This is a genomic window from Streptomyces griseoaurantiacus, from assembly GCF_036189845.1.
GTDB classification, from domain to species: domain Bacteria; phylum Actinomycetota; class Actinomycetes; order Streptomycetales; family Streptomycetaceae; genus Streptomyces; species Streptomyces griseoaurantiacus.
The window spans coordinates 423968-447929 of record NZ_CP108326.1; the positions used below are offsets into that span (position 1 = coordinate 423968).

Annotated in this window: 22 protein-coding genes and 1 pseudogene; 9 read left to right on the forward strand and 14 right to left on the reverse strand. The window is 71.1% G+C overall.

Going from position 1 to position 23962, the window contains the following annotated elements:
- Positions 1 to 131: 131 nt before the first annotated feature.
- From OHB09_RS01880 to OHB09_RS01900, 5 genes are read right to left on the reverse strand one after another with little or no spacing between them, the layout of a single operon-like run.
- Positions 132 to 1535, reverse strand: a complete 1404-nt coding sequence (locus tag OHB09_RS01880) for an MATE family efflux transporter (RefSeq protein ID WP_328921512.1) — start codon at positions 1533 to 1535, stop codon at positions 132 to 134.
- 5 nt (positions 1536 to 1540) lie between these two features.
- Positions 1541 to 2569, reverse strand: a complete 1029-nt coding sequence (locus tag OHB09_RS01885) for a cysteine synthase family protein (protein WP_328921513.1) — start codon at positions 2567 to 2569, stop codon at positions 1541 to 1543.
- Positions 2570 to 2604: 35 nt separating this feature from the next.
- Positions 2605 to 3972: a type III PLP-dependent enzyme domain-containing protein gene (locus OHB09_RS01890; RefSeq protein WP_328922978.1), complete on the reverse strand. Its 1368-nt coding sequence runs from the start codon at positions 3970 to 3972 to the stop codon at positions 2605 to 2607.
- Positions 3969 to 5000, reverse strand: a complete 1032-nt coding sequence (locus tag OHB09_RS01895) for an ornithine cyclodeaminase family protein (protein ID WP_328921514.1) — start codon at positions 4998 to 5000, stop codon at positions 3969 to 3971. Before OHB09_RS01895 ends, OHB09_RS01890 begins: the two co-directional genes overlap by 4 nt.
- 34 nt (positions 5001 to 5034) lie before the next feature.
- Complete coding sequence (locus OHB09_RS01900) at positions 5035 to 6024, reverse strand: TauD/TfdA family dioxygenase (RefSeq protein ID WP_040893882.1); 990 nt, start codon at positions 6022 to 6024, stop codon at positions 5035 to 5037.
- A gap of 295 nt (positions 6025 to 6319) precedes the next feature.
- Between OHB09_RS01900 and OHB09_RS01905 the strand changes: the two genes are divergently transcribed.
- Genes OHB09_RS01905 through OHB09_RS01920 form a run of 4 tightly spaced genes read left to right on the forward strand, consistent with a single transcriptional unit; the run spans position 6320 to position 11263 of the window.
- A complete protein-coding gene (locus tag OHB09_RS01905; protein WP_328921515.1) occupies positions 6320 to 7873 on the forward strand; it encodes an ABC transporter substrate-binding protein in 1554 nt (517 codons plus the stop codon).
- Complete coding sequence (locus tag OHB09_RS01910) at positions 7858 to 8871, forward strand: ABC transporter permease (protein WP_213088536.1); 1014 nt, start codon at positions 7858 to 7860, stop codon at positions 8869 to 8871. Before OHB09_RS01905 ends, OHB09_RS01910 begins: the two co-directional genes overlap by 16 nt.
- On the forward strand, positions 8868 to 9728 hold the full coding sequence (locus tag OHB09_RS01915) for an ABC transporter permease (protein ID WP_006138032.1): 861 nt from the start codon (positions 8868 to 8870) through the stop codon (positions 9726 to 9728). The genes OHB09_RS01910 and OHB09_RS01915 overlap by 4 nt, the downstream gene beginning before the upstream one ends.
- On the forward strand, positions 9725 to 11263 hold the full coding sequence (locus OHB09_RS01920) for an ABC transporter ATP-binding protein (protein ID WP_191854136.1): 1539 nt from the start codon (positions 9725 to 9727) through the stop codon (positions 11261 to 11263). Before OHB09_RS01915 ends, OHB09_RS01920 begins: the two co-directional genes overlap by 4 nt.
- A 651-nt stretch (positions 11264 to 11914) precedes the next feature.
- Here the strand turns inward: OHB09_RS01920 and OHB09_RS01925 are convergent.
- The 3 genes from OHB09_RS01925 to rpmB form a co-directional block, all read right to left on the reverse strand.
- On the reverse strand, positions 11915 to 13657 hold the full coding sequence (locus OHB09_RS01925) for an endo-1,4-beta-xylanase (RefSeq protein WP_328921516.1): 1743 nt from the start codon (positions 13655 to 13657) through the stop codon (positions 11915 to 11917).
- 619 nt (positions 13658 to 14276) lie between these two features.
- On the reverse strand, positions 14277 to 14582 hold the full coding sequence (gene rpsN / locus OHB09_RS01930) for a 30S ribosomal protein S14 (RefSeq protein ID WP_319119353.1): 306 nt from the start codon (positions 14580 to 14582) through the stop codon (positions 14277 to 14279).
- The gene (gene rpmB / locus OHB09_RS01935; RefSeq protein ID WP_019525524.1) at positions 14582 to 14818 is read right to left on the reverse strand and encodes a 50S ribosomal protein L28; all 237 of its coding nucleotides are present in this window, start codon (positions 14816 to 14818) and stop codon (positions 14582 to 14584) included. The genes rpsN and rpmB overlap by 1 nt, the downstream gene beginning before the upstream one ends.
- A 64-nt stretch (positions 14819 to 14882) precedes the next feature.
- Between rpmB and rpmG the strand changes: the two genes are divergently transcribed.
- Genes rpmG through rpmF form a run of 5 tightly spaced genes read left to right on the forward strand, consistent with a single transcriptional unit; the run spans position 14883 to position 16971 of the window.
- Complete coding sequence (gene rpmG / locus OHB09_RS01940) at positions 14883 to 15047, forward strand: 50S ribosomal protein L33 (RefSeq protein ID WP_328921517.1); 165 nt, start codon at positions 14883 to 14885, stop codon at positions 15045 to 15047.
- 43 nt (positions 15048 to 15090) lie between these two features.
- Complete coding sequence (locus OHB09_RS01945; RefSeq protein WP_006138026.1) at positions 15091 to 15348, forward strand: type B 50S ribosomal protein L31; 258 nt, start codon at positions 15091 to 15093, stop codon at positions 15346 to 15348.
- Positions 15345 to 16496, forward strand: a complete 1152-nt coding sequence (locus OHB09_RS01950; RefSeq protein WP_328921518.1) for a GTP-binding protein — start codon at positions 15345 to 15347, stop codon at positions 16494 to 16496. Before OHB09_RS01945 ends, OHB09_RS01950 begins: the two co-directional genes overlap by 4 nt.
- A gap of 29 nt (positions 16497 to 16525) precedes the next feature.
- A complete protein-coding gene (rpsR, locus tag OHB09_RS01955; protein WP_006138024.1) occupies positions 16526 to 16762 on the forward strand; it encodes a 30S ribosomal protein S18 in 237 nt (78 codons plus the stop codon).
- Between the two features lie 38 nt (positions 16763 to 16800).
- Complete coding sequence (gene rpmF, locus OHB09_RS01960) at positions 16801 to 16971, forward strand: 50S ribosomal protein L32 (RefSeq protein WP_093599421.1); 171 nt, start codon at positions 16801 to 16803, stop codon at positions 16969 to 16971.
- A gap of 618 nt (positions 16972 to 17589) precedes the next feature.
- Here rpmF and OHB09_RS01965 read toward each other — a convergent pair.
- From OHB09_RS01965 to kdpC, 6 genes and pseudogenes are all read right to left on the reverse strand, one after another.
- Positions 17590 to 17886 (reverse strand): hypothetical protein, encoded by a 297-nt coding sequence (locus OHB09_RS01965; protein ID WP_167796488.1) that lies wholly within the window; start codon positions 17884 to 17886, stop codon positions 17590 to 17592.
- 1021 nt (positions 17887 to 18907) lie between these two features.
- Positions 18908 to 19143, reverse strand: a pseudogene (locus OHB09_RS01975) (IS256 family transposase); the annotation flags it as partial.
- Between the two features lie 260 nt (positions 19144 to 19403).
- Positions 19404 to 19925, reverse strand: a complete 522-nt coding sequence (locus tag OHB09_RS01980; protein WP_328922979.1) for an alkaline phosphatase PhoX — start codon at positions 19923 to 19925, stop codon at positions 19404 to 19406.
- Positions 19926 to 20009: 84 nt separating this feature from the next.
- Complete coding sequence (locus tag OHB09_RS01985) at positions 20010 to 22571, reverse strand: ATP-binding protein (RefSeq protein WP_328921519.1); 2562 nt, start codon at positions 22569 to 22571, stop codon at positions 20010 to 20012.
- A gap of 180 nt (positions 22572 to 22751) precedes the next feature.
- Positions 22752 to 23234, reverse strand: a complete 483-nt coding sequence (locus OHB09_RS01990; protein WP_407077303.1) for a response regulator transcription factor — start codon at positions 23232 to 23234, stop codon at positions 22752 to 22754.
- 115 nt (positions 23235 to 23349) lie between these two features.
- On the reverse strand, positions 23350 to 23961 hold the full coding sequence (gene kdpC / locus OHB09_RS01995; protein ID WP_234525770.1) for a potassium-transporting ATPase subunit KdpC: 612 nt from the start codon (positions 23959 to 23961) through the stop codon (positions 23350 to 23352).
- Position 23962: the final 1 nt, after the last annotated feature.

Genomic DNA, 23962 nt, shown 5'->3' on the forward strand with positions numbered 1-23962 from the left:
ATGCCGGTGGTCGTGCGTCCCCGTCCCGTGCCTCACGGGCAACCTCTCACGAAGAGCGCACGCGCTGGTCTTCCCCCGGCTGCGTGGAGTACCCGCTCGTCCTCCGGACGAGCGGGTTGCGCGCGAGGGGCTCAGGCGACGGCCGGCTTCACGGCGGCGCGGCCGGACAGTGCCTGGTTGTAGCGGCGCAGCAGGAGCACGGCGGTCGCGGCGAGGCCGGTGAGGAGGCCGAGCCAGACACCGAAGGTCTCCAGGTCGGCAAGGTGGCCGAGCAGCCAGGCGGCGGGCAGGCCGATCAGCCAGTACCCGACGAGGGTGATGCGGAAGCCGCTCCTGGTGTCGTCGAGACCACGCAGCAGGCCGACGCCGATGTTCTGGGCGCAGTCGAAGAACTGCAGCACCGCCGCGACCGCGAGGAGCTTCGTGGCGATGTCCGTCGCGTTGTTCCCCTCAGGGGCCGAGGGGTCGAGGAAGGGGCGCAGCACCAACCCGGGGACGGTGAGGTAGACGACGCCGACCACCGCCATCACTGCGACCGCGCATGCCAGCGCGGTGTTCTTGAGGCGCCGGGCCGCCGTGATCCGGTTCAGGGCGAGTTCCCTGCTGACGTTGAGGGACGCGGCGTGGGACAGACCGACGGCTGTCTGGAAGACGATGTAGACGAGCTGGTTGACGGCGGTGTGTGCGGCCAGGGCGGCGCCGCCGAAGGTACCGATGATCAGGGCGACGACGGAGAAGAACCCGGCCTCGGAGCCGTAGGTCGCGGCGATCGGCAGGCCCAGGCCGGTGAGCCTGCGCAGCGTGGCCGGGCGGGCCTTCCACATCCGCACGTCCAGGAGCGGCGCCAGCCGGGGATCACGGCGGGCCGAGACATGGAGCGCCAGACAGGTCAGCGCGTACACGAGTGAGGTGGAGACGCCGATGCCGGGCAGACCCAGTTCCGGCAGGATCCAGACGCCGTCGATCAGGCCCCAGTTCAGGGCCGCGTTCACGGCGACGGAAGCGAGGGTGATCCGAAGCAGCGCCTGCGGGCGGCGCATGCCGACCGTGAACTGCCGTATCGCCTGGAACCACAGGCAGGGGATCAGACCGGGTGCGAGTGCCAGCAGCACCGGCCAGGCCGTCTCGACGACCTCGGGGTCCTGGCCGAGGAAGGCGACGGCCTGCCCGATCAGCAGGATGACGACCGCGCCGACGATGCCGGACAGGGTGGCCAGCGCCATCGCGGCGCGGACGATGTCCACCACCTCTTCCCTGGCCTCGTCGGTGAGGTGCTCGTCCTCGTCGGCGCGGGCGGAGGCGGCCGAGACCTGGTTGCCGACGGCCGTGACCATGCCGACGCCCATGGTGCGCAGCTGGTTGAAGACGACCAGCGCCAGGCCGCCGCCGGCCAGGGCCTCGGTGCCCATCAGGCCCATCACCACCGTGTCGGTGGTGGTGAGTGCGACCTGGGCGAGCTGGGTCAGGGCGAGCGGGACGGCCAGGGTCGCCAGGGCGCGGCCGTCGCGGAGGAGGGTGGTGAGCGGAGTCGGCATCGGCGTCAGTTCTCGCGGAGTCGGGTCAGCAGCTCGTCGATCTCACGCTCGACAGCCGGGTCGATCAGGTCGCGGGCGTTCATCCAGTCGTCGTCGAAGACGGTGTCCATGTACTTCTCGCCTCCGTCGTTGACCAGCGCGACCACGGTGGTGCCCGGAGGCCGCAAGGACATCCGGGTCAGCGCCTCGTACACGACGCCGCCCGCGGAGCCGCCGACGAGGAGGCCGAGACGGCGGGCCAGGACCCGTGCGGTGGCGAACGCCTCGACGTCGCCGACCTTGGCGCCCTCGTCCAGCAGGCGGTAGTCGACCATGGCGCCGATGGTGGCGCCCTCGGGAGTGCCGGTGCCGGACTGGTAGTAGCCGTGGGCGGGGGGCCCGAAGGCGATCGACCCCTTCGGCTCGACACCGACGATCCGTACACCCGGTACGGTCTTGCGCAGTTCGCCGCCGGTTCCGAAGAGCCCGCCGCCGGTCCCCACGGCGCCGATCAGGATGTCGACACGGCCGTCCAGAGCCGCGTCGATCTCGTGAGCCACCGGCCGGTAACCCTCCCCGTTCGCCATGTTGTTGTGCTGCTCGGTGAAGTAGGCGTTGTCGCTCTCGGCCGCCAGCTTCTCCGCGAACTCCTCGCGGGCGGCGGTGGCCAGCTCCTCGTCGCCCTCCTCCGCGACATGGACGAGTTCGGCGCCGAGCGCCTTCATGCCGCGCAGCTTGTCCGCGGCGGCGTGATGGTCGACGACCGCGGTGAAGGTGTAGCCGCGCTCGGCCGCGATCACGGCCAGCCCGAGACCGGTGTTGCCGGAGGTCGACTCGATGATACGGCCGCCGGGGCGCAGCAGTCCGCGTTCCTCGGCGTCGAGGACCATCTGCCGGGCCATGCGGATCTTCGCGGTGCCGGTCGGGTTGAACTGCTCGAGTTTGAGCAGCAGTCGGCCGCCCGTGGCGGTATGGCACAGCTCGAGGAGCGGGGTGTGACCTATGAGGTCGGAGACACGTCTGACCACGGCCGGACGCGCGAGCGCCTTGTCCATCGGAGGGCTCCAAGTCGGTTACGTCGGGGAGGGGGTCAGGCGAGTGGAGGGCGGTCGAGCCGCCAGCGGGTGGTGCCGCCGGCGGTGTCGAGGACGACCTTCGGGGGAAGCGGTAGTTCGTGGAAGGGGGACTCGTTGGAGTCCATCTGGTATCCGGCGGTGTTGGGGTAGACCAGGAGATCGCCGGCTGCCGGGCGCGTGGGGAACCGCACCTTGCGCCAGCTGACCATGTCCGACTCCAGGCAGGTCGCACCGCCCACGCAGGCGGCGTAGGGCTCGCCGTGCGGCTCGTGCCGGGGCAGCAGCACGGGATCCGGCAGGTACTCGCTGTCGAACCACTGCTCGGACAGGCTCAGGCTGCTGCCGTCCACGGTGACGATGCCGTAGCCGTCGCGGTCCTTCACGCCCTGTACGCGGAACACCGTGCACCCGGCCCGGTCCAGCAGGGCCCGGCCCGGCTCCAACAGGAGCTGCACGCCCGCCTCGCGCAGTCGTCCGGCGAGACCGTCCGCGGCGAGGACCGCGCGCAGGGCAGCGGCGCCCGCCACCGGCGAGTGGTACGGATAGAAGTCCGCCGGGTCGAAGGACCTGCCCGCGTGATAGTGCTCTGGCCGCTGCTCGCGCAGGAAGGCTTCCCAGTGGCCGGCGTCGGTGTAGTCGACGGCGAAGCCGCCGCCGATGCTGATCCGGTCCGCCCTGTGCCCCATGGCCCGGGCCTTGAGGCACAGCTCGACGAGTTCGCCCGCCGCCGAGGCGCGCAGTGAGGGGTCGTAGCCGGACAGGTGGAAGGAGAAGCCCTCGACGACGACGGCGTCCCGGGCCTGCGCGCACCGGGCGAGAGCGGTCTTCAACTCCCCGCCGTCCAGTCCGAAGCGGCTGTGCGGCTGGGCCGGCGGCAGCCGCCGCAGCAGCACGCGCGCCGGCCGGGCGGCGGTGCGCGCCTGCGCGAGGACGTTCTCCAGCTCGTCGAGGGCGTCGACGGCGATCAGGCAGCCCTGCAGGACGGCCACGCGCAGCAGATCGCCGGCCTTGGCGGGCCCGGTGACCACGAGGTGCTCACCACGCACGCCGTGCCCGAGTGCGTCCCGCAGCTCCCCCGCGCCGGCCACGTCCACGCCCCGCCCGGACAGCGCGCAGCGGTCCATCCATACGGCGGCCTTGTTGGCCTTCTTCGCGTAGTACACGCGGCCCTCGACACCTGCCTCGTGCAACACGCCCTCGAAAGCGGCGGCGTTGGCGTCGAAGCGCTCGGGCAGCAGCAGGTGGAAGGGACCACCGAGCGCGTACGACAGCTCGTGCGGAAGCGCGCCGTCCAGGATGGCGTCGAGCTGCGGATCGGGATGGGCGGGCAGGGGCGGGGCTCCGACGGAGCCGCCCGCCGCGGCCCCGGTGGCGTGGGTCACTGCCACAGCGGCACCCTCGTTCCCAGGCCCTGTTCGACGGCGAGCTGCGCGAACCGGTGACCGAGGGCGATGTCGGTGACGACGAGTCCGCTGTTGTAGGCGAAGACCCGCTCGTCCGCCGAGCGCCGGCCCACGGCACGGCCCGCCACGATCTCCGGGAACTCCGCGTCCACGGGCGGGAGGTCGCCGTCGGCGTCGGCCATGTCGGTGCCGGTGACCCTCATCTGCGCCTCGCTGGTGGCGATCACCCGGTCCGCCTCGTGCAGGGTGGAGGGGGCGATGCCGTGGCCGACCAGGATGGACAGGGCGCCCGTCTTCAGGTCGGCCGCCTCGATCGCGGCGGGTGTGTGCTGTCCGGCGGCGGCGACCACGACGTCGGCGTCGGCCGCGGCGGCCCGTACGTCGTCGACGACCTCGACCTCCCGTCCGGGAAAGAAGTGCTCCAGTTGTGCGCGGACCGCCGCGAGGCCGTCGGGGTGGGTGCCGTGGACCATGAGTCGGTCGAGGTCCGGCAGGGTGGTGAGGAGGAACGGCAGGGCCAGCCGGCCCTGGGTGCCGGTGCCGATGACCAGTGCGCTGCGGCTGCCGGGCGCCGCCGACTCGCGGGCGAGCAGGGCCGAGACGGCCGGGGTGCGCAGCGAGCCGATGCGGCCGCAGTCCATCATCGCGACCGGCAGGCCGGTGACGTCGTCGTACAGGGTGAGAGTGGTGTAGTAGCGCTGCTCGTCACGGCCCCTGTCGAGGCCGTGCTTGTACGAGGTCTTGATCGCGACGACCTCGCGGACGCCGTCCCGGCCGAGCATGGCGTACGAGACGGAGTGGCCGTCGTCGGGCTTCACGGTGAGTTTGCGCGGGTTGGCCGACTTGCCGTCGGCCAAGGTGCGGTACGCCCGCTCGACCACGTCGACGACCTCGGCGAGGGAGATGTCGAGGCCCGCGACGTCGCTGGTGCCGAGGATGCGAAGGGTCGTGGCGTGCGCGGAGGTGTCGGGCCGGTTGTCGTCCGTGCGTGCGGGGGTGCCGGTCACGGCTGGTCCCTTCGTGCGAGGGGGCGGACGGGGATCAGGGATGTGCCACCAAGGCGGCCTGGCCGTATCCGTGTTCGTCCGCCTCGGACAGCGGGCGGCTGCGGCGGCCGGGCACACGCACAGAGGCTCGCTTGAGCCAGCGATCGGTGCCGTCGTAGCGGGGCTCGAACGGCACCCGACCGTGGACGACCTGGTCGTTGTCGACGACCAGGACGTCACCGGGCTCCAGCACGACGGCGACCGAGACGCGTTCCAGTTCGGCGGTCAGCCGGTCGTAGGCGGCGCGGTAGTCGGCGGGCGCCCGGTCCAGCGGGGTGTAGGCGGGGTCGTAGCGCAGGGTCGGTCCGGACTCGGTCTGCCACAGGACGGAGACCCTCGGCGGCTCTCCCGCGAACGACCGCGCCTCGGCGTAGGCGTCGTCGGGGAGGATCGGCAGCACCGGGCGGGAGAGCAGTGCCACGTCGTCCGCGTCGAGGCGGACCTTGCGGACGCTGGCGGCGGTGGTGGCGACGGCGTCGTGGTTGCGCATGCAGGCGAGCAGCAGCAGGTGGGCGCGGCCGGGGTGGAAGGCGTCCTCGGTGTGCGGGCTGAGCAGCACGGTGCTGCTCGCGCCGGTCTGCTCCTCCTCGTGGCCGGGCGCGGGAACGATGTTGTGCACGAACCGGCCCTCCTGCTGCCCCTCCCAGGCGATCGGATGGCCCATGGCGGTGGCGAGCAGCAGCAGGATCACGTCCCATTCGGCCGCGCTGTCGCCCGCGGTGGCCCAGCCGGCGGGCGTGGGGCCGTTGCCGTCGTCGTCGACGGGCAGGCCACGCAGGACGAACAGGCCGTCGTCGGTGTCCACCGGGCGGCAGTGGTGGCGGATCGCCTCGCCGAGGCGGGTGGCGGACTCCGCGACGCGGCGGAGCAGTTCGGGCCGGGCGGCCGAACTGCCGAAGTGGGTGAGGATCTTCCGGGCTGTGTGGGTCAGCTCGTCGACGGTGTGCGGGTCGAGCTGCCGTAAGGGTGCGGCTTCCGTGGGCATGGCGAAGTCGTCCGTTCCAGGGGTGGGTGGGGTGAGGTGCGACGGAGACGCGTTTCTGTGAACGTGCTGTGCCTCGGCGGCCGAGAACGTATCAGCGGAGATTAGGTTAGGCAACCCTTACTCGATCTCTCGCTTCCGTGAGCGCCGATGCCGCACCCCCGCGCCGCCACGCACCCCCTCGTGCGGGTTCGACGCGTCGACGGAGGCACGGAATGAGCCGCACGGCTTGCGCGCGAGGATCTCCTTAGGGTAGGCAAACCTAAGTAATTCTCATGTCACGGGAACGAGGTCGTACGTGAACTGGAACAGACGCCAACTGCTGTGGGCCTCAGGCGGGTTGGGCGCGGCCGCGCTCCTCACCGCCTGCGGCGGCGGTGACGAGACCTCGTCCACCGCGCCGAGGAAGGCGGGCGAGAAGCCGCGGCCCGGGGGCACGCTGCGGGTCGGCGCGCTGGGCCGGGCCTCGGCCATCACCCGCGACCCGCACGGCACCCAGGCCAACGAGAGCGACTACCTGATCATCTCGCTGGTGCACGACACGCTCACCGTCCCGGGCACCAGGCCCAACACCGCCCCCCGCCTCGCCACTTCCTGGAAGGCGTCGGACGACCTCAGGACCTGGCGCTTCACTCTCGCCGAGGGCGCGACGTTCCATGACGGTTCGCCGGTCACCGCCGAGGACGTCGTCTGGTCGTTGAAGCGGCTGCGCGGCACCCCCTCGGGCGCCTCCCGACTGCCCGGCATCAAACCCGAGAACATCACGTCCGAGGGCGACGACACCGTCGTCCTGGTCTCCGACTACGCCAACGCCGAACTGCCTCAGCTCACCCGTCTGACGACGTTCGTCCTCAAGAAGGACACCAAGGACTCCGACCTGGGCAAGGCCCCCGGCACCGGCCCGTTCGAGCTGGACTGGTTCCGCGCCGGAAACGCCCGGCTGGTGCGCAACAAGAACTGGTACGGCGGTGACGTCCTCCTCGACGCCATCGAGGTCAAGATCTTCGAGAGTCCCCAGGCGATGGCCAACGCCCTGCTCGCCGGCCAGATCGACGTGGCCTCCAACGTCGGCGCGGTGGCCGCCCGTACGGCGGAGAAGCGCCAGGACGTCCAGATCGTGCGCCGCCCCAACGACATGGCGATGCCGATCGTCATGCGTGTCGCCGACGGGCCGTTCGCGGACCCGAGGGTGCGCGAGGCGCTGCGGCTGGCGGTGGACCGCGAGGCCATGGTCAAGCAGGTGCTGTCCGGGTACGGCACGGTCGCCAACGACATCCTGGGCACCGGTGACCCCGCCTACGCCAAGGACATCCCGCAACGCGAGCGGGATCTGCCCAAGGCCAGGTCACTGCTGAAGGAGGCCGGCTTCGACCTGTCGAAGACCTACAGACTGCGGACCACCGAGGACATCGCCGGCCTCGCCGAGGCGGCCACGCTGTTCGCCTCCCAGGTCCGCGAGGCCGGGGTGAAGGTCGAGGTGGTCAGGCAGGAGTCGGCCGCGTTCTGGGAGAAGACCTGGCTCAAGGGCGACCTGTACACCACGTACTGGGGCACGAACGACTCCGTGGTGTTCTTCGCCAGCAAGACCATGGTCTCCGACTCCGGCCAGAACGAGGCCGGTTGGAGGAACAAAAGGTTCGACGCCGCGTACGAGAAGGCGATGGCCACCAAGGACCCCGCCGAGCGCGCCACGTTGCTGCACGAGATCCAGCGGATCGAACACGAGGAGTCCGGCCACCTGCTGTGGGGCATGGCCGACGGCATCGACCTGGCCGCCGCCGCGGTGCGTGACCTGCCCACCCTGCCCGGCTACGGACGCGTCCAGCTCGAGACGACATGGCTGGCTCGCTGATCGGGGCCGTACGACGCGGGCCGGCCGGAGTCGACGGGTCCCGGCCGGCCCCCGCCGTCGTACGTCTCCCCCTGCGCGTGGCCGCGGTGCTCGCACGCCGGGCCCTGCTGCTCGCCGTCCTGCTCGCGTGCGTCTTCGCCGCCGTGGAGCTGCTGCCGGGCGACGCGGCCACCGCCACCTCCGAACGCGGGGAGAGCGCGGCCGACCTCGCCCAACGGCGTCAACTGCTGGGACTGGACCGGCCGGTGGCGGAGCGCTTCTGGGACTGGACGACCGGCCTGCCGACCGGCGATCTCGGCACCTCGGCGCGCGGCGAGGCGGTCGCCGATCTGCTCGCCCGCCCCTTCCCCAACACCCTGCTGCTCGGCGGGCTCGCGCTGCTGGTGACCCTGGTCGCCTCCGTCACCCTCGGCTGCTGGGCGGCGGCCCGGCCCGGCGGAAAGGTCGACCGGGCCGTGTCGGCGAGCGCCACCGGTGTGCTGGCGCTGCCCGAGTTCGTCGTCGCGGTCGCCCTGGTCCTGGTCTTCGCCCTGTGGACCGACTGGCTGCCCGCCGTCACCCTCACCGACGCCGACGGCTCGCCCGCCTCCTGGAAGATGCTCGTCCTGCCCGTGCTCGCGCTGGCCGTCCCCCAGATCGGCTGGAACGTCCGGATCGTACGCGCCGCACTCGCCGACGAGTCCACGGCGCCGCACATCGAGACCGCCGTCCTCGACGGGCTGCCCCGGCACCGGATCCTCACCCACCATCTGCTGCCCGGCGCGCTGCCGACCATCTCGGCCGGGATCGCCACCTCCACGGGCATGCTGCTGGGCGGCGCGGTCGTCGTGGAGACCATCTTCAACTACCCCGGCATCGGCTCGGTCCTCGCCGGAGCGGTCACCGACCGGGACAGTCCGCTCATCGCCGGTGTCGTCGCCGTCACCGGAGCCGTCCTCAGCGGCGTCCTGCTGCTCGCCGACCTCGTACGCGCCTGGGCTTCGGGAGGCCGGACATGACCGTACCCGCACCCACCCCACACCCCCTCTCCCCCACGCCCCGCCTCCCCGGGCGCCGCCGGCCGGCCCTGCGGGTCCTCCCGGCCCTGCTGCTCCTCGCCGTCGCCCTGGCCGGGCCCCGGCTCGTCCCGCACGCGATCGACGCCCCCGTCACCGCCCCCTACGCCGAGCCCGGCGGCGACGCCCCCTTCGGCGGCGACCAGCTGGGCCGGGACGTGCTCAGCCGGGTGCTGGCCGGGGGGCGCGAGCTCGTCGTGACCTCCCTCCTGGTCGCCGTCCTGGTCACCGCCGCGGCCGCCGTGCTCGGCGCGGTCAGCGCCCTTCGCCCTGCCGTCGGACGGATCGTCGAACGCGCCGCGGACGTCCTGATGCTGCTGCCCGCCGTCCTCGGCATCCTCCTCGTCACCCTGTCCTGGCCGGACGGCGGACGGCTCGCGGTCGTCACGGCCGCGGTCGTCCTCGGCGTGCCGTACGCGGTGCGCCTGGTCGTCGGCGCGGCCGCGCCCGTGGCGGCCTCGGGATACGTCGAGGCGGCGGCCGTCGGCGGCGAACGGCTTCCGCACCTCGTCGTGCGCGAGGTGCTGCCGAACCTGCGGGCGACGCTGCTCGCACTGTTCGGGCTGCGCTTCGTCGCCGCCGTCTACCTCGTGGCCACCGCCGGGTTCCTCCAGATCGGCCCCCAACCACCCTCCGCCGACTGGGCGTTGATGATCCGCGAGAACTCCCCCGGCATCCTGCTCAATCCCTGGGCCGTCCTCGCCCCCAGCGTCGCCATCGGCCTGCTCGCCATGAGCGTCAACCTGGCGGCAGCCGCCCTGGTACCCGTGACCGGCCGGAAGGCGGTGCCCGCACTGTGAACCACATGCCCGACTGGTATCCCGACAGCCAGGCGGCGACGGGGAAGAACGCGGTCCGGGTCTCGGGCCTGACCGTCGCCGCCCGCAGCGGCCGGCTCCTGCTGGACCGGGCCGACCTGGAACTGGCCCCGGGCCGGGTCACCGCCGTCGTCGGCCCCTCCGGTTGCGGAAAGACCACCCTGCTGCGAGCCGTGACGGGCGCCCTGCCACCGGACACCGAGCGCACCACCGGCACCGTCACCGTCCTCGGCCAGGACCCTCTCGCCCTGCCCGCCCCCGCCTTGCGCACCCTGCGCCGGCACCACCTCGCCTACGTCGGCCAGGACCCCGGCTCCGGCCTCAACCCACGCATGAGCGTGCGCCGCCTGCTCGCCGAAGTCTCCGCGAACCCGAGCCGCGAAGCCGTCCGGGCGCAACTCGCCGAGGTGCGACTGCCCGTCGACGGCGGCCTGCAGGACCGCCGTATCGGCGGGCTGTCGGGCGGTCAGCAGCGCCGGGTCGCCCTCGCCCGGGCCCTGGCACGCCGACCGGCCGTCCTCCTCCTGGACGAGCCCACGGCCGGACTCGACCCGGCGCTGCGCGACGCGATGGCCGAGCTCCTGCGGCACCTCGCCGAGAACCACCGGATCGCCATCGCCCTCTCCTGCCACGACACCGACCTGGTCGCCCGCCTCGCCGACGACGTCGTGCACCTGACCGGCCCACGCCCGAGGAAGGCCCCGCCCGTCCCCCGCGCCGGGAGCGGACCCGCCCGCACTCCGTCCGACGCCCCGCCCACCCTCACGGCGTCCGGCCTGCACGCCGCCCACACCCACCGCGGCCGACGCGTCCCCGTGCTCCACGGCATCGACATCGCCCTCGCTGCCGGAAGCAGCCTGGGCATCGTCGGCGCCTCGGGCTCCGGCAAGACGACCCTGCTGCGCACCCTCGTCGGCCTGCACCGCCCCAGCGGCGGCAGCGTCAGCCTCGACGGCACCGGCCTCGCCCCCGCCGCGCACCGCCGCTCCCGCGAGCAACGCCGCCGCCTCCAACTCGTGCCGCAGGACCCGCTCGGCACCCTCAACCCCAGCCGCACCGTCGGCACCGCACTGCGCCGTCCTCTCCTCCTGCACCGCCGGACCGGCCGCGCCGAGGCCCCCGCCCGTGTCCTGGAACTCCTCGAGCAGGTCGGCCTGCCCGCCGCGGCGGCCGACCGTCATCCCCACGAACTGTCCGGAGGACAGCGCCAACGCGTCTCCATCGCCCGTGCGTTGGCGGCCGACCCCGACGTGCTGTTCTGCGACGAGGTCACCTCCGCGCTCGACGCGGACACGGCTGTCGCCGTCATGGACCTGCTGACGGACCTCCGCGAACGTCGTGGCCTGTCCCTCGTCCTGGTCAGTCACGACCTGCGGCTCGTCACCGACCGGACGAACGCGGTGATCGTGATGTCCGAGGGGCACGTGGTCGAGTCGGGCCCCACCGCCCAGCTGTTCAGCTCACCGACGCATCCGGTGACGATCGCGTTGGCGTCGGGTACTGCGCCGGGCGGCTGACCTTCCCCCGAGGACGACGGCGCCCGCCTCGTCACCGGCGCCTTCCGCGGCCTGCTCCCGACCTTCGCGCCCGGCCGGCTGTGTGGCGGGGTCCCCGCGACTTCCGGCCGGATCCCGGCACGCTGCGCGCCTCTTCCGCCCTGATCTCCGCGGCCGCTTCCTCGGGATGCGGCAGTGGCGAGAGGTGACTGCCGGGGAGCGCGGTGACGACCGCTCCGGCGTGTGTGGCGAACCGTCGCCGGAGCCGGGGATCGAGGATCCGGTCGGGGGCGGAGAGGACGTAACCGCGGGGAAGGTGACGCCGGGCGAGGAGTTCGGCCGCCCGGGGCGCGCGGTCCACGTCATCAGGGCGGAGACGGTGGCGGACCGGTCCCAGCCCTGCCCCAGGTGCCGGTGTTTCCGATCGCCGCAGCCACGACCACGTCCGTGCCGGCCGGGCCCGCTCGGCCGTCGTCGAGTGGACGGTCGCCGTCCCACACCACAAGGTGGCTCACCAGCACGTCGTCGCGCTCGCCACGACATCAGAGGCCACCGACCTTGACGGGGAACTTCTCACCTCGAAGTGTCGGAACGCATGCCGACGGTATCGGTGGACCGCTTTCCTGCCCGCGGGCTGGGAGAGGGAAGGCTGAGGCCCGCGTGTTTTATGCCTCACACCTCGTCAAGGACCTCGAGCAGGCGCTCGTACGCCGGCTTCGGCCGCAGGGCCGCGTCCCACGGCAGGGAATCGGCCGGGCGCGGAGGATAGATCGTGGTGTCGGCGGTGGAACCGTACCGGTCGGTGAATCCCCAGGTGGAGAACGAGGTGCAGTTCGGCTCCTCCAGGCAGACCCGCAGCTTGCCCGCCATCTCATCGGCCTGGGTCTGCCGCCCGTCCTCCTCGTCCTCACCTATGGGGACGTCCATCTCCGACACCCGCGCCTGAACCCCGAGCTCCGCCAGATCCCGCACATGGCTGCGGAAGGTCTCCGGGTCGACGCGGTCGCCGGGGGCGTACTCATGGTTCTGGAAACCCACGCCGTCGATCGGCACGCCGCGTTCCTTGAGCCGCTCGACCAGAGCGTAGAGGGCGTCCCACCGCTCGCCCTCCTCCTCGACCCCGTACTCGTTGAGGAACAGCCGTGCCTTCGGATCGGCCCGGTGGGCGGCTCTGAACGCCTCGTCGATGTACTCCTCGCCCAGGGCCTCGAACCACGGGCTCTGCTCGGAGCGCAGACCGCGGTCCCCGTTGGTGTAACTCTTCTCGTCGTCGGACATGGGCTCGTTGACCACATCCCATTCCGCGACTTTTCCCTTGAAGTGCCCGGCGACCACGGCGATGTGCCGGAGCATGGTCCGGCGCACCTCCTCGGGGTCGTCGTCCTCCCGCATCCAGTCGGGCAGAGCCTCGTGCCAGACGAGGGTGTGCGCGTGCACCTTCATGTCGTTCGCGCGGGCGAAGCGTACGAGCAGGTCCGCGTCGCGGAAGTCGTAGACGCCCCGGCGTGGGTGGAGGAACTGTGGCTTGAACGCGTTCTCCGGAGTGAGCATGGAGAACTGACTCCCCGCGAGCGCCCGGTAGCGTGAGTCGGTGAGCAGCGGGTTCTCGGCCAGAGCGGCGCCGACGTCGAACGGCCGCCCCACGTCCGCGGCCCGCGCACGCAGCGAGTCGTCGGACTGCTCCTGGCGCAGCCGCGGCGCCTTGATCACGCGGAGCGAGTCACCGCTCTCGGCCCGCGCGGTCAGCCGCGTCAGCCGCCATCCCTCGCGGCGCTCGTCCTCGCCCGCGTCCGCCTCCAGGCCGAACCAGACAGTGCCCTCGGCGAACACCCCCGGGTCCCGCACGGTGCCCAACCGCCGTCCGTCGGCTTCCACGCGGAAGGTGGCACCGATGCTCGACACGGCGAGCGTCACCGTCCCGGAGCAGCCGCAGTCGAACTTCTTCGTGGTGACCGGCTCATCGCCCTCGCCGTCCCAGATCTGGACCTTCACTCGTCCGCCGGCGGTCACGCCGACGAGGAGCGAGGGCCGCTCCTGCCGCCACTCGTCGTAGATGACCGGCACCCGTCCGTACAGCCGCAGCCATGAGCCACCGGCATCGTCACCCACACCGGACATGCGCGCGGTGACGGTGAAGTCGCCGTCGGACCTGAGATGCGGACCGGCCAGGTTCAGCGGGGGATTGGGCCGGCCGCCGGAGGAGTCCTGCTCCACGATGCGCCGATCCAACGCGCTGACCCGAAGGGTGCCGTTCCGCGCGGTGGTGCCCGGCATCTGCGTCCAGTCGTGGTTCCGCAACAGGTCTTCGTCGTTTCCGCCGCCCGCGCCTTCGCCCTGCCCCGTGCACCCGGCCGCCACCGCCATGACGAACGCCACGACGGTCAGCCGCTGCCACGTCCCCCCACCAAGGCCCACGGCCCCTCCCACTCTCATGTCGGAGACGAGATCAACGTCTCGGAACCGGGCCACAGTTCATCACACATGAGGTACGGCGGCCTCGTGGTCACCCGGTGCGTGAAACGGACGTACGCTGCGTGCCGCCTCGCGCCTCTCCGGTCGACTTCGCGGCCACCCCGGCCGCTGCCGGCGGCGTCCCGCCGCATGCCTCCGCCTGCATCCGGCACCGGCCGCCGGGTGCCGCAGGCATGCAGCCGCACATGGTGGCCAGGAAGCCTTCGCCCACGCACGCGTGATCAGTCACGACGCCATCGCCGCCACCGGGCCGGTGGCCGTACGCGGCGCCGTCGCCGGCACTCTCCGGGGTGAACCCCTCTCCGTGCCCCCGAACGGCAGCTACGGCGGGATCACCGTGCACGAGTTCCACGGAATCGACAGCGGTCGCGTCGCGGCCGGCCGAATCCGGTACCTCGACGCCCCACGGATGGTTGTCCCGCATGAGGTTCTCAGGCTCGCCCCGCGTGTGCGGTGCGCTGTCCCGGTCCCGGCGCTCGCCCCGATCGACCTGGGCGCGGCCGGCAGACAGGCAGGGCCGGAAGGGGGCGTCACACCGTGCCGCCCCCTCCCCGCCCGGCCGTCACCAGGAGGACTTCGTCACCCCCGGCAGGTATCCGGCGTAGGCCTGTACACGGACGTTGACCCGGGAGAGACCGAACGTACGCAAGTGGCCGCGCGGCCGGCCGTCCACGCTGTCACGGTTGCGCACACGGGTCGCACTCGCGTCCCTGGGCTGCCGGCGGAGTTCGGCCCGCGCGGCTGCCTTCTCGTCGTCCGTGGTGCTCGGAGAGACCAGGACGGCCTTGAGTTCGGCGCGCCGCCGCGCGTAGCGGGCCACGATCAGCTTCCGCTGCTCGTTCTTCGCGATCTTGCTCTTCTTCGCCATCAGACACGCTCCCCACGGGCTCGGATCCGGGCGACAGCGGCCTCGATGCCGATCGCGTCCACGGTCTTGATGGCTCGGGCGCTCAGGCGCAGACGCACGTTGCGCCCCTCGCTGGGCAGCCAGTACCGCTTGTTCTGGATGTTCGGGTCGAACCGGCGCGAGGTGCGCCGATGCGAATGGGAGATCTTCTTGCCGAAGACCGGCTCGGCGCCGGTCAGCTGACAGTGGGCGGACATACGGGTTCGGCCTTTCTCTCCACCGGCGTACCGGTAATGGAAATCATTGTCGTATGCTACCCGCATGGCTCGCAACGAACTGCGCCCGATCGTCAAGCTCCGCTCCACCGCCGGCACCGGCTACACGTACGTGACCCGCATGAACCGCCGGAACAACCCGGATCGACTGGTCCTCAGGAAGTTCGACCCCCTCGCCCGGCGCCACGTCGACTTCCGCGAGGAACGCTGACCGACCGGGTCCGCCCGCCCGCACTCCGAACCAGGGACACCCCATGAAACCCGGAATCCACCCCGCCTACCGCCCCGTCGTCTTCCGCGACAAGGCCGGCGACTTCGCCATCCTGACCCGCTCGACGATGACCAGCGAGAAGACCATCGAGTGGGAGGACGGCCACACCTACCCGGTGGTCGACGTCGAGATCTCCTCCGCGAGCCACCCCTTCTACACGGGCACGGCCCGTGTGGTGGACACCGCCGGCCGCGTCGAGCGCTTCGAGCGCCGCTACGGACGGGACGGAGGCCGACGATGACACCCGAGGGACCGATGCCCGTGGTGATCGTCGGCGGCATGCACGCCGACGCCCGCCGCGAGACGGTCGCACGGCTGCTGCGCGAGGTGCCCGGCAGCATCGCCCTGCACCACGACCTGTCCACCGGCCCGGCCGGCACGGTGCGCCGCAGCATCCGCGACGCCACGGGCACCACGTCCTGGGACGAGACTCCCCTGGTCAACGGCTGTGCCTGCTGCGCCCTGCGGGAGGACCTCGTACCCGAACTCGAGCGGCTGGCCGACGCCGGCCTCACCCGCCTCGCGGTCGTGGACCTGTGGGACTCCGTGGAGCCCCGCGGCATGGCCGAGGTCATCGCCTCCCACGGCGACGGCGCCTTCCGGCTCACCAACGTGCTCACCGCCGTGGATCCCGCGCTCGTCCTGCCCTGCCTGTCCAACGGCGACGACCTGGCGGAGGCCGGGCTCGCCGCGGCTCCCACGGACCAGCGCACTGTGGGCGACGCCTTCGCGCGGCAGTTGGAGTACGCCCCGGTCCTCGTTGTGTCCGACAGCGCCGAGACCGGACTCGACGATCTCGCGCTGCTGCGGCAGTTGAACCCGGTCGCGCGTCAGGTGCGGGTCACGGACGGTCGGTTGGCGGCGGCCGCGGTCGCCGGCTTCGACGTGGTCGCGGCCGCCGCCGCCCAGCACCCCGCCTGCGCCCGCCTGCCGCACGACTGTGACGAGGAGGGGGTCAGCACTCTCGTCTGGCAGCGTCGGCGCCCCTTTCACGCAGGCCGCCTCTTCGAGGCGCTGGAGGACCTGTGCTGTGCAGCGGCCCGCAGCCGGGGGCGGTTCTGGCTGGCGGACCGGCCGGACAGCCTGCTTGCCTGGGACGCAGCCGGGGGCGCCCTGTGCGTGGAGAACGCCGGCCCGTGGATGGCCTCTCTGCCGGACGCCGCCTGGGAGATGATGCCGGCGGAGCGCCGCACCGCGGCTGCCCTCGACTGGCACCCCGAGCACGGTGACCGCTGCCAGCACCTCGTCTTCACCTCTCCCGACCTGGACCGCGCGGGGTTGCTCTCACTGCTGGACTCCTGCCTGCTCACGGATGACGAGCTGGCCTCCGGACCCGAGACCTGGCCGCGGCCCACCGGCTTCGACCAGCTGCTCGACACCGCCGCGTGACCCACCCGACCTAACGATCGAGGAATCCCATGCCCCGCCCCGCCAAGCCCGCCCTCGCCCGCAAGAACCGGCCGAACCCGCTCGACGCCGCCGGCATCACATACATCGACTACAAGGACACCGACCTGCTGCGGAAGTTCATCTCCGACCGCGGCAAGATCCGCAGCCGACGCGTCACCCGGGTCAACCGGCAGCAGCAGCGACAGATCGCGACGGCCGTCAAGAACGCCCGGGAGATGGCCCTGCTCCCTTACTCCAGCCGCTGATCTCACCACCCCCGGCCACCGCCCACGAAAGGACCGACATGGCTGTCCCCAAGCGCAAGATGTCCCGCAGCAACACCCGTCACCGCCGCGCCCACTGGCGCGCGAACACCTCGGCGCTCGTCCCCGTCACCATCGACGGGAGCTCCTACCTGGTGCCCCAGCACCTGCGGAAGGCCTACGAGCGCGGTCTCCTCCGTCCGCAGGACTGACGCGGCACGCCGAAGCCACGGCACCTCCCGGTCCGGTCAGCCACCGGTCCACACACAGCCCCGGAACCGCACTACTCCAAGCGGCATGATTCGCGTGCACAACCGGCGGCGCACCTGGCCGCACCGGCCTGCTGGCTGCCGGGCAACCCCCAGCCAACGATACGGGCCGAGCCGCCAGATTCGGTCAGGAAGCGTCCCCCAGCATGACAGGCACAGTCGCTACCTACCTCGCGGACCAGGCGGTTGTCGGCCGAGGCAATTCTTGCGCCGCGATCGTCCACGCGGCCGTGTCACTGACCGCGGAGGGCACCTCGCCGACGCGGACTGCCCCCGGGTACAACGCCGCGAGCACGTGCTGTACAGCGCGGACAGCTCACCTCATGAAAGCGCGAGGTCAGTCCTGACTCTGTTCCGGGTCAGGGCCTGACCACAGACCTGGTCTGCTTGAGCAGTCACAACGCGTCAGGCACTGGGCGGGCGCCACTCCGTGAGGGCTTGACTCCGGCCGCTGCCTCGTCGCGCATCCGCTACCGTTGACACTGCGGCGACTCCCCCAATTCCCGTTTGAACGCAGTCCCGCCCCGGCATCCTGCCGGAGCGGGATTCAGCGCTCTCTGGTCAGGCGACGTACAGTTGCCACTTGCCGGATCCGTCGAAGTAGTTGCAGGAGTACTGGGAATATCCCCACCAGATGACAGCCGTGCCACCGATGGCTTCGCACTCCCATTGCGAGTCGTAGTCGCCGTACCATTGCCAGTCGGCGGCAGGGGACGCCGGTATCTGTTTCACCTGGGTTGTGACAGAGGAAGCGTGCTGCGCAGAGGTTTGTGCCGCGCTCGGGCCGGCGACCGCCAGAATGAGGCCGCCTGCGGTCAACAGGCCGACCAGAGAGCGGCGTACGACGTTTTTCCTCACGGGTGTTTCCTTTCGTTCAGGCCTTGAGCCATCGAGGACGCTACAGACGTGGGGCCGGGCCCACCAGCCGTTCGAAGGTGGTCGAAATGATGGCGTACGTGCGTCGACGGAGAGGCGAGCGCATCCCCAGGGTCCGCACGCCCCCGCTCGGCGATCAGTACACGTATCTCCCCGATCGTCCGGGTCGCGGTGAGAAGGTCGCCGTTGCAGAGCCGGCCGAGAACAGAATGCGGCAGGTCGTGCCGCAGCCAGATCAGCGTGGCGACCAGCCGGTCGACGAAGACCAACTGGCGTCGGGCGTGTGGTTGATGAAATCGACGAGACCGGACAGGGTGCGGGCGACTTCCACCGGGGAGTTCAAATGGTAAGAGCCGTGCGCGGCCATGCTGCGCCGCTCCCTCGGGGCCGGCTCCACGACGCGGGTGAAATGCTGGTGGCACAGCACCCAGTGCCGACAGCGGACGATCGTCGCTGAAATCCGCTGAGGCTTTGCACGCATGTGGCCGTGGTAATGAGCCATGTAGTGGTTCCGCAGGGCCTGCTCGAACATGAGACCGGTCGCGTCCTCAAGGAACGCGCCCTCGACGTGCACGACCGCCGGAGCCGGGAACACCAGGTCACCATGGCCGGCTACTCGGCCCTCTACGAGCAGTTCCGGATCGTGAAAGGTTCCGAGATCCGGATGGGCAGCCCCCCGGTCCTCTGCGTCGAGCGGTTCCGCCTGGCCGCCAGGCCCCTGGTAGTGAAGTGCAGCGTCCGTTCTTCGACGGCCTGCAACTGCTCGCGCGACTTGATCTCCGTACCGGGCCTTTCCCGGCTTCCTGATACGCCTTTCAGCGAACTGGCCAGAATTGGCCCAAGCCCCGCAGGCCGCGCCCGAATGACCCGACGTACACGTACGGCCTGCCGCCGTCGCCGCCCTGCGGAGGATCGGCGGCGAGGCCGAGGCACCAGCCGTCCTGAACACCTGCTGCAGGCCCTGGGGGGTAAACGAGCGGTGTAACTGGGCTGGGCTGAGGTACTGACGGGCTGCGGAGAGGGGGCCGTCGAAGGTGATGTCGAAAGCGTTCAGCGCGGTCCTCCAGCGCATGGTCCAGCGGGCCTGGCCCTTGCCGGTGGGATCGAGGACATGATCGCCGTGTAGACGCACGTCAAGGGGCCTGCTCATGGGAAATGGTGCCCGCCGGCCTCGACCGCCCGGCGGATGCGCGCGTCGACCGACTCGATCGCATTCGTCGTGCAGACGGCGCGGCGGATCACCCGCGCCCTCGCCACCGGCTGTGCCGCGTTCAACGCTCCCGGCCATCCTCCGCTGGTCCGCCGTGCCCGCATTCCCGGCTGTGGCGGGCCCTCACCGCCACCTGCGCCGACCTGTTGTGGCGAGTGTGAGCCAACCGCATCCTGCCGGTGCGCAAGGAGCATCCAGGAATTCACGGCCGGTCAGGATCAGCTGACCTGCACTGCAGGAGGAGAGCAGGCGGCCCACGAGCGTCACTTCACCAGTACTGGCGAAGGCACTACGACCTGTTCCACGGCCGGCAGCCGCAGGCCCCGTCAGAACGCACCCGGCGTCGACTAGCTTTTGTCCCTTTGGCCAGCGACAGGCCCGTCCACACCGTCACGACCGACGGCCGCGGAATGCTGCCCGGCCCGTCGCGCCAAGTGGAGGCCAGCTTCTCCGCGGTCGCGCCGGTCAGCTTGCCCGGGTGCTGCGCGGCGACCGGGACGCGGGCCTCCGTGAGGATCGGGCCGCAGGTCTCGGCGCCCTTGGGTACGGTGAGGGACTGCTTGACGTGGCCGCGTTGTGAGCCCCTTGACAGGGACGGCGAACAGGCCGTTCGAGTGTTGCCGTCGGTGGCGATCCACGGGTTGCCGTGCGGATCGAAGGCGACGTTGTCGGGACAGATGGGCGGCTTCTGGCGAGCGGGTTCGGGAGGTTGGAAGCCGAGGTCGACTCGTTGAGTTCGGCACGTACGCGTCGCTCGCCGGAGCCTTACCTCGACCTTTCCCAGCCCCTGTTGGCGCCGCCCACGTCGCATCCCCCGCGTCAAGTCACCACGGGAGATCCCCCGCAGGGTCAAGTATGGCCACGGGCCGGCCTGTTGATGCTTCCTCGGCGCGCTTCATTCCCAGAACGTCGCCGTGGCTGAGAGACCGGACTCAGGTGCGCGGCGACTCGGCGCCGTAGGCAGGGTGAGGACCATGGTGAGGCCGCCACCTGGTGTGTCCTCGGCGTCAAGGGTGCCGCCTATGGCCGCGGCAAAGCCGCGGGCGACCGCGAGACCGAGACCGACTCCGGCGCCTCGCGGGGCGTCGCCGTAGCGCTGGAAGGGTTCGAAGATACGGTCCTTTGCCTCGTCGGGGACGCCGGGGCCGCGGTCCACGACACGTACCTCCACGCGGTCGGCGTGAGCGCTGGCCAAGACCAGGACCGGCTCGTCGGCGGCGCTGTACTTCACGGCGTTCTCGACGACGTTGGCGACCGCCCGCTCCAGCAGCCCCTTGTCGACGGCCACCATGGGCAGGGTCTCGGGGATGTCCAGGGCAACGGTCATTGCGGGGTCGGGGATGCCGCCCAGGGCCATGGGGATGACCTCGTCCAGGTCCACCTCGCGGATGAGCGGATTGACGGTGCCGGTCTGCAGGCGGGACATGTCGAGGAGGTTGCCGACCAGGTGGTCGAGGCGATCGGCGCCCTCCTCGATCGCCTTGAGGAGTTCGGCCCGGTCCTGCTCGGACCATTCCACGTCGTCGGAGCGCAGGGAGGTGACCGATGCCTTGATGCCGGCTAGAGGGGTGCGCAGGTCGTGGCTGGCGGCGGCCAGCAGGGCGGTGCGGATGCGGTTGCCCTCGGCCAGTTCTTTGGCCTGGTCGGCCTTGGACTGCAGGCGCCGGCGGTCCAGGACCACGACGGCCTGGGCGGCGAACGCGGCGAGCACCCGGCGGTCCTCGGCGGGCAGAACACGTCCGGACAGGGAGAGCGCCATGTGGTCGCCGACCGGCATGTCCACGTCCGCGTCCTCCGGGCGGTTGACCACGCGACTCAGGCCGACGCGGCCCGCGCACGTCCAGGGGTCGACGTCGCTCTCGCGCTCCAGCAGGGCTACCGATTCCATGGCGAAGGTCTCCCGCACCCGCTCCAGGAGTGCCTCGAGGCTGGTCTCACCGCGCAGGACGCTCCCCGCCAGGAACGAAAGGATCTCCGACTCGGCCCGCAGCCGGGCCGCCTGGTGGGTACGTCTGGCTGCCAAGTCCACCACCGACGCGACCGAGACCGCCACCGCCACGAAGATCCCGAGGGCAAGGATGTTCTTCGGGTCGGCGATCGTGATGCGATGCACCGGCTGGGTGAAATACCAGTTCAGCAGCATCGACCCGAACGCGGCCGATGCCAGCGCCGGGAACAGCCCGCCGAGCAGGGCGGCGGCCACTGTCAGCGTCAGGAACAGCAGCATGTCGTTGGTGAGGCCGAGACCCGCGTCGATGTTGGTCAGCAGCAGCGTCAGCAGCGCCGGGCCGACCACGCCGGCCAGCCAGCCCCACATGATCCGGGAGCGCCCGAGCCGCGCCCCCCTGGCGACGACGGGCAGCCCGCGGCCCTTGCCCGCTTCGTCGTGGGTGATCAAGTGCACGTCGAGATCAGGCCCCGAGTCCCGGGCAACCGTGGCGCCGACGCCCGGCCCGATGACGTACTGCCAGCTCTTGCGCCGGGACACGCCCAGCACGATCTGGGTGGCGTTGACCCCGCGAGCGAACTCCAGGAGAGCCGAGGAGACGTCGTCGCCGACGACGTGGTGGAAGGTGCCGCCCAGGTCCTCGACCAGGGCGCGCTGGACGGCCAGTTCCTGGGGCGAGGCCGAGGTCAGCCCGTCGCTGCCGGCGATGTGGACGGTCATCACTTCACCGCCGGCGCCCTTCTCCGCGAGCCGGGCGGCACGGCGGATCAGCGTCCCTCCCTCGGGACCGCCGGTCAAGCCGACCACGATCCGCTCACGCGAGCCCCAGATCTTCGACACCCGGTGTTCGCTGCGGTACTCGGTCAGGTACTCGTCGACCCGATCGGCCACCCATAGCAGCGCCAGCTCCCGCAGGGCGGTCAGGTTGCCGGGGCGGAAGTAGTTCGACAGCGCCGCGTCGACCTTGTCGGGCTTGTAGATGTTGCCGTGCGCCATGCGCCGTCTCAGGGCCGGCGGTGACATGTCGACCAGCTCGATCTGGTCCGCCCGCCGCACGACCTCGTCCGGCACCGTCTCCTGCTGCCGTACGCCCGTTATCGACTCGACGACGTCGCCGAGCGACTCCAGGTGCTGGATGTTGACGGTCGCTATGGCGTCGATGCCGGCGGCGAGCAGCTCTTCGACGTCCTGCCAGCGCTTGGCGTTGCGCGAGCCAGGGATGTTGGTGTGGGGCAGCTCGTCGACCAGGGCAACCTGCGGATGGCGTGCCAGCACCGCGTCCACGTCCATCTCCGTGAAGACGGCGCCGCGGTACTCCAGTTCCTTGCGCGGGACCTGTTCCAGGCCGTGCAGCATCACCTCGGTGCGCGGCCGGTGGTGGTGCTCGACGAAGGCGACCACGCAGTCCGTGCCCCGCTCGATGCGGCGGTGCGCCTCGGAGAGCATCGCGTAGGTCTTGCCGACGCCGGGTGCGACGCCGAGGTATATCCGGAGCTTGCCGCGTGCCATCTCTTCGTCTCTTCACTCGTGTGCGGTCAGGGGGCGGGGGACGCGTCACGCCTCAAAACGGTGGCCCATGCCGGGCTCGGTTATCGGGTACCGGGGGTGGGCCGGGTCCGTTTCGAGCTTGCGCTGCAGCTGGGCCATGTTGACCCGAAGATAGTTGGTCTTGCTGCTCTGGGAGACTCCTCAGTCCTCCTGGAGCAGCTGCTTCTGCGTGATGAGGCGGCCGGGACTGCAGACCAAAATCTCCAGCAGGTGCCACTCGGTGGGCGTGAGGCGTACGTCGCGGCCGTCCCTGGTGGCCTTCTTTGCGAGCAGGTCGACGGTGAAGTCCGTCGTGGCGATCACCGTGGTCCCGCTGAACGGCTTGGTGGCGTAGTCGTCGGCGCCTGCATCCAGCGCGGGAACCTTCTCGTCTGACGCCGGGCGGGCGGACAGGACCAGGATCGGTACGCGGGTCCAGGCGCGCAGGGCCTTGATGACGTCCACGCCGTCCATATCAGGCACCCCCAGGTCGAGCATGACCACGTCGGGCCGGCTCGCTGCGGCAAGCCGGAGCGCCGTGGCGCCTTCGGGCGCCGCGCCCACGCCGTACTGGCGTGCCTGCATGTTGATCACGAGGGCTCGTACGAGCTGTGGATCGTTCTCCGCCACCAGCACCCGGGCCATCGGCGTGCGGCCTTCCTGTCATAGGTGGGGTCGCGACCTTCGGGTCGACTGTGGGAGCCAGCGGTGCCGGGGTGCCCGGCCCGCCAGTTCCCGGCTGTCTGTCCTGCTGAAACCATCAGTTCTTGGCCAGTTCCTTGAGCTCGATGTTGAGCTCGAGGACGTTGGCATGCGGCTCGCCGAGGAACCCGGCCGTGCGGCCGTCGGTGTGCTCGTCGACCAGCTTCTGCACCCGTGCCACGGTCAGCCCGTTGGCCTTGGCCACCCGCTTGACCTGGATGTCGGCGTAGGCCGGGGAGATGTCCGGGTCGATCGCCGAGGCGGAGCCGGTGACCGCGTCCTTGGGGACCTCGGACTCGTCTACGCCGTTGAAGGCGGCGACCTGCTCCTTGGCCGCCTTCACCATCTTCACCATCTTCGGGTCGCTCGCGCCCAGTTGGCTGGAGCCGGTGGCCAGCGGGTCGTAGTTGCTGTTGGACGGTCGTCCCTGGAACCACTTAGGGTCCGGCTGGTCGGTGCCCTTGATGTTCCAACTCTGGCCGATCAGCTTCGAGCCGACTTCCTTGCCGTCGACCTTCACGATCGAGCCGTTGGCGTTGTCGTGGAAGAGCGCCTGCCCGATGCCGGTGACGGCGAGGGGGTAGAGGATGCCGGTCACCACGGTGAGGACGAACAGCATGCGCAGCGCCGCCCAGACCATGCGTCCGGTGTTCACAACGGAGTTGTTCATG

Coding starts and splice junctions, on each gene's coding strand:
- OHB09_RS01945 (WP_006138026.1), top strand. CDS start 15,091: ATGAAACCCGGAATCCACCCCGCCTACCGCCCCGTCGTCTTCCGCGAC.
- kdpC (WP_234525770.1), bottom strand. CDS start 23,961: ATGAACAACTCCGTTGTGAACACCGGACGCATGGTCTGGGCGGCGCTG.
- rpmF (WP_093599421.1), top strand. CDS start 16,801: ATGGCTGTCCCCAAGCGCAAGATGTCCCGCAGCAACACCCGTCACCGC.
- rpsN (WP_319119353.1), bottom strand. CDS start 14,582: ATGGCGAAGAAGAGCAAGATCGCGAAGAACGAGCAGCGGAAGCTGATC.
- OHB09_RS01980 (WP_328922979.1), bottom strand. CDS start 19,925: ATGCGACGTGGGCGGCGCCAACAGGGGCTGGGAAAGGTCGAGGTAAGG.
- OHB09_RS01880 (WP_328921512.1), bottom strand. CDS start 1,535: ATGCCGACTCCGCTCACCACCCTCCTCCGCGACGGCCGCGCCCTGGCG.
- OHB09_RS01950 (WP_328921518.1), top strand. CDS start 15,345: ATGACACCCGAGGGACCGATGCCCGTGGTGATCGTCGGCGGCATGCAC.
- OHB09_RS01985 (WP_328921519.1), bottom strand. CDS start 22,571: ATGGCACGCGGCAAGCTCCGGATATACCTCGGCGTCGCACCCGGCGTC.
- rpmB (WP_019525524.1), bottom strand. CDS start 14,818: ATGTCCGCCCACTGTCAGCTGACCGGCGCCGAGCCGGTCTTCGGCAAG.
- rpsR (WP_006138024.1), top strand. CDS start 16,526: ATGCCCCGCCCCGCCAAGCCCGCCCTCGCCCGCAAGAACCGGCCGAAC.
- OHB09_RS01990 (WP_407077303.1), bottom strand. CDS start 23,234: ATGGCCCGGGTGCTGGTGGCGGAGAACGATCCACAGCTCGTACGAGCC.
- OHB09_RS01885 (WP_328921513.1), bottom strand. CDS start 2,569: ATGGACAAGGCGCTCGCGCGTCCGGCCGTGGTCAGACGTGTCTCCGAC.
- OHB09_RS01900 (WP_040893882.1), bottom strand. CDS start 6,024: ATGCCCACGGAAGCCGCACCCTTACGGCAGCTCGACCCGCACACCGTC.
- OHB09_RS01910 (WP_213088536.1), top strand. CDS start 7,858: ATGGCTGGCTCGCTGATCGGGGCCGTACGACGCGGGCCGGCCGGAGTC.
- OHB09_RS01915 (WP_006138032.1), top strand. CDS start 8,868: ATGACCGTACCCGCACCCACCCCACACCCCCTCTCCCCCACGCCCCGC.
- rpmG (WP_328921517.1), top strand. CDS start 14,883: ATGGCTCGCAACGAACTGCGCCCGATCGTCAAGCTCCGCTCCACCGCC.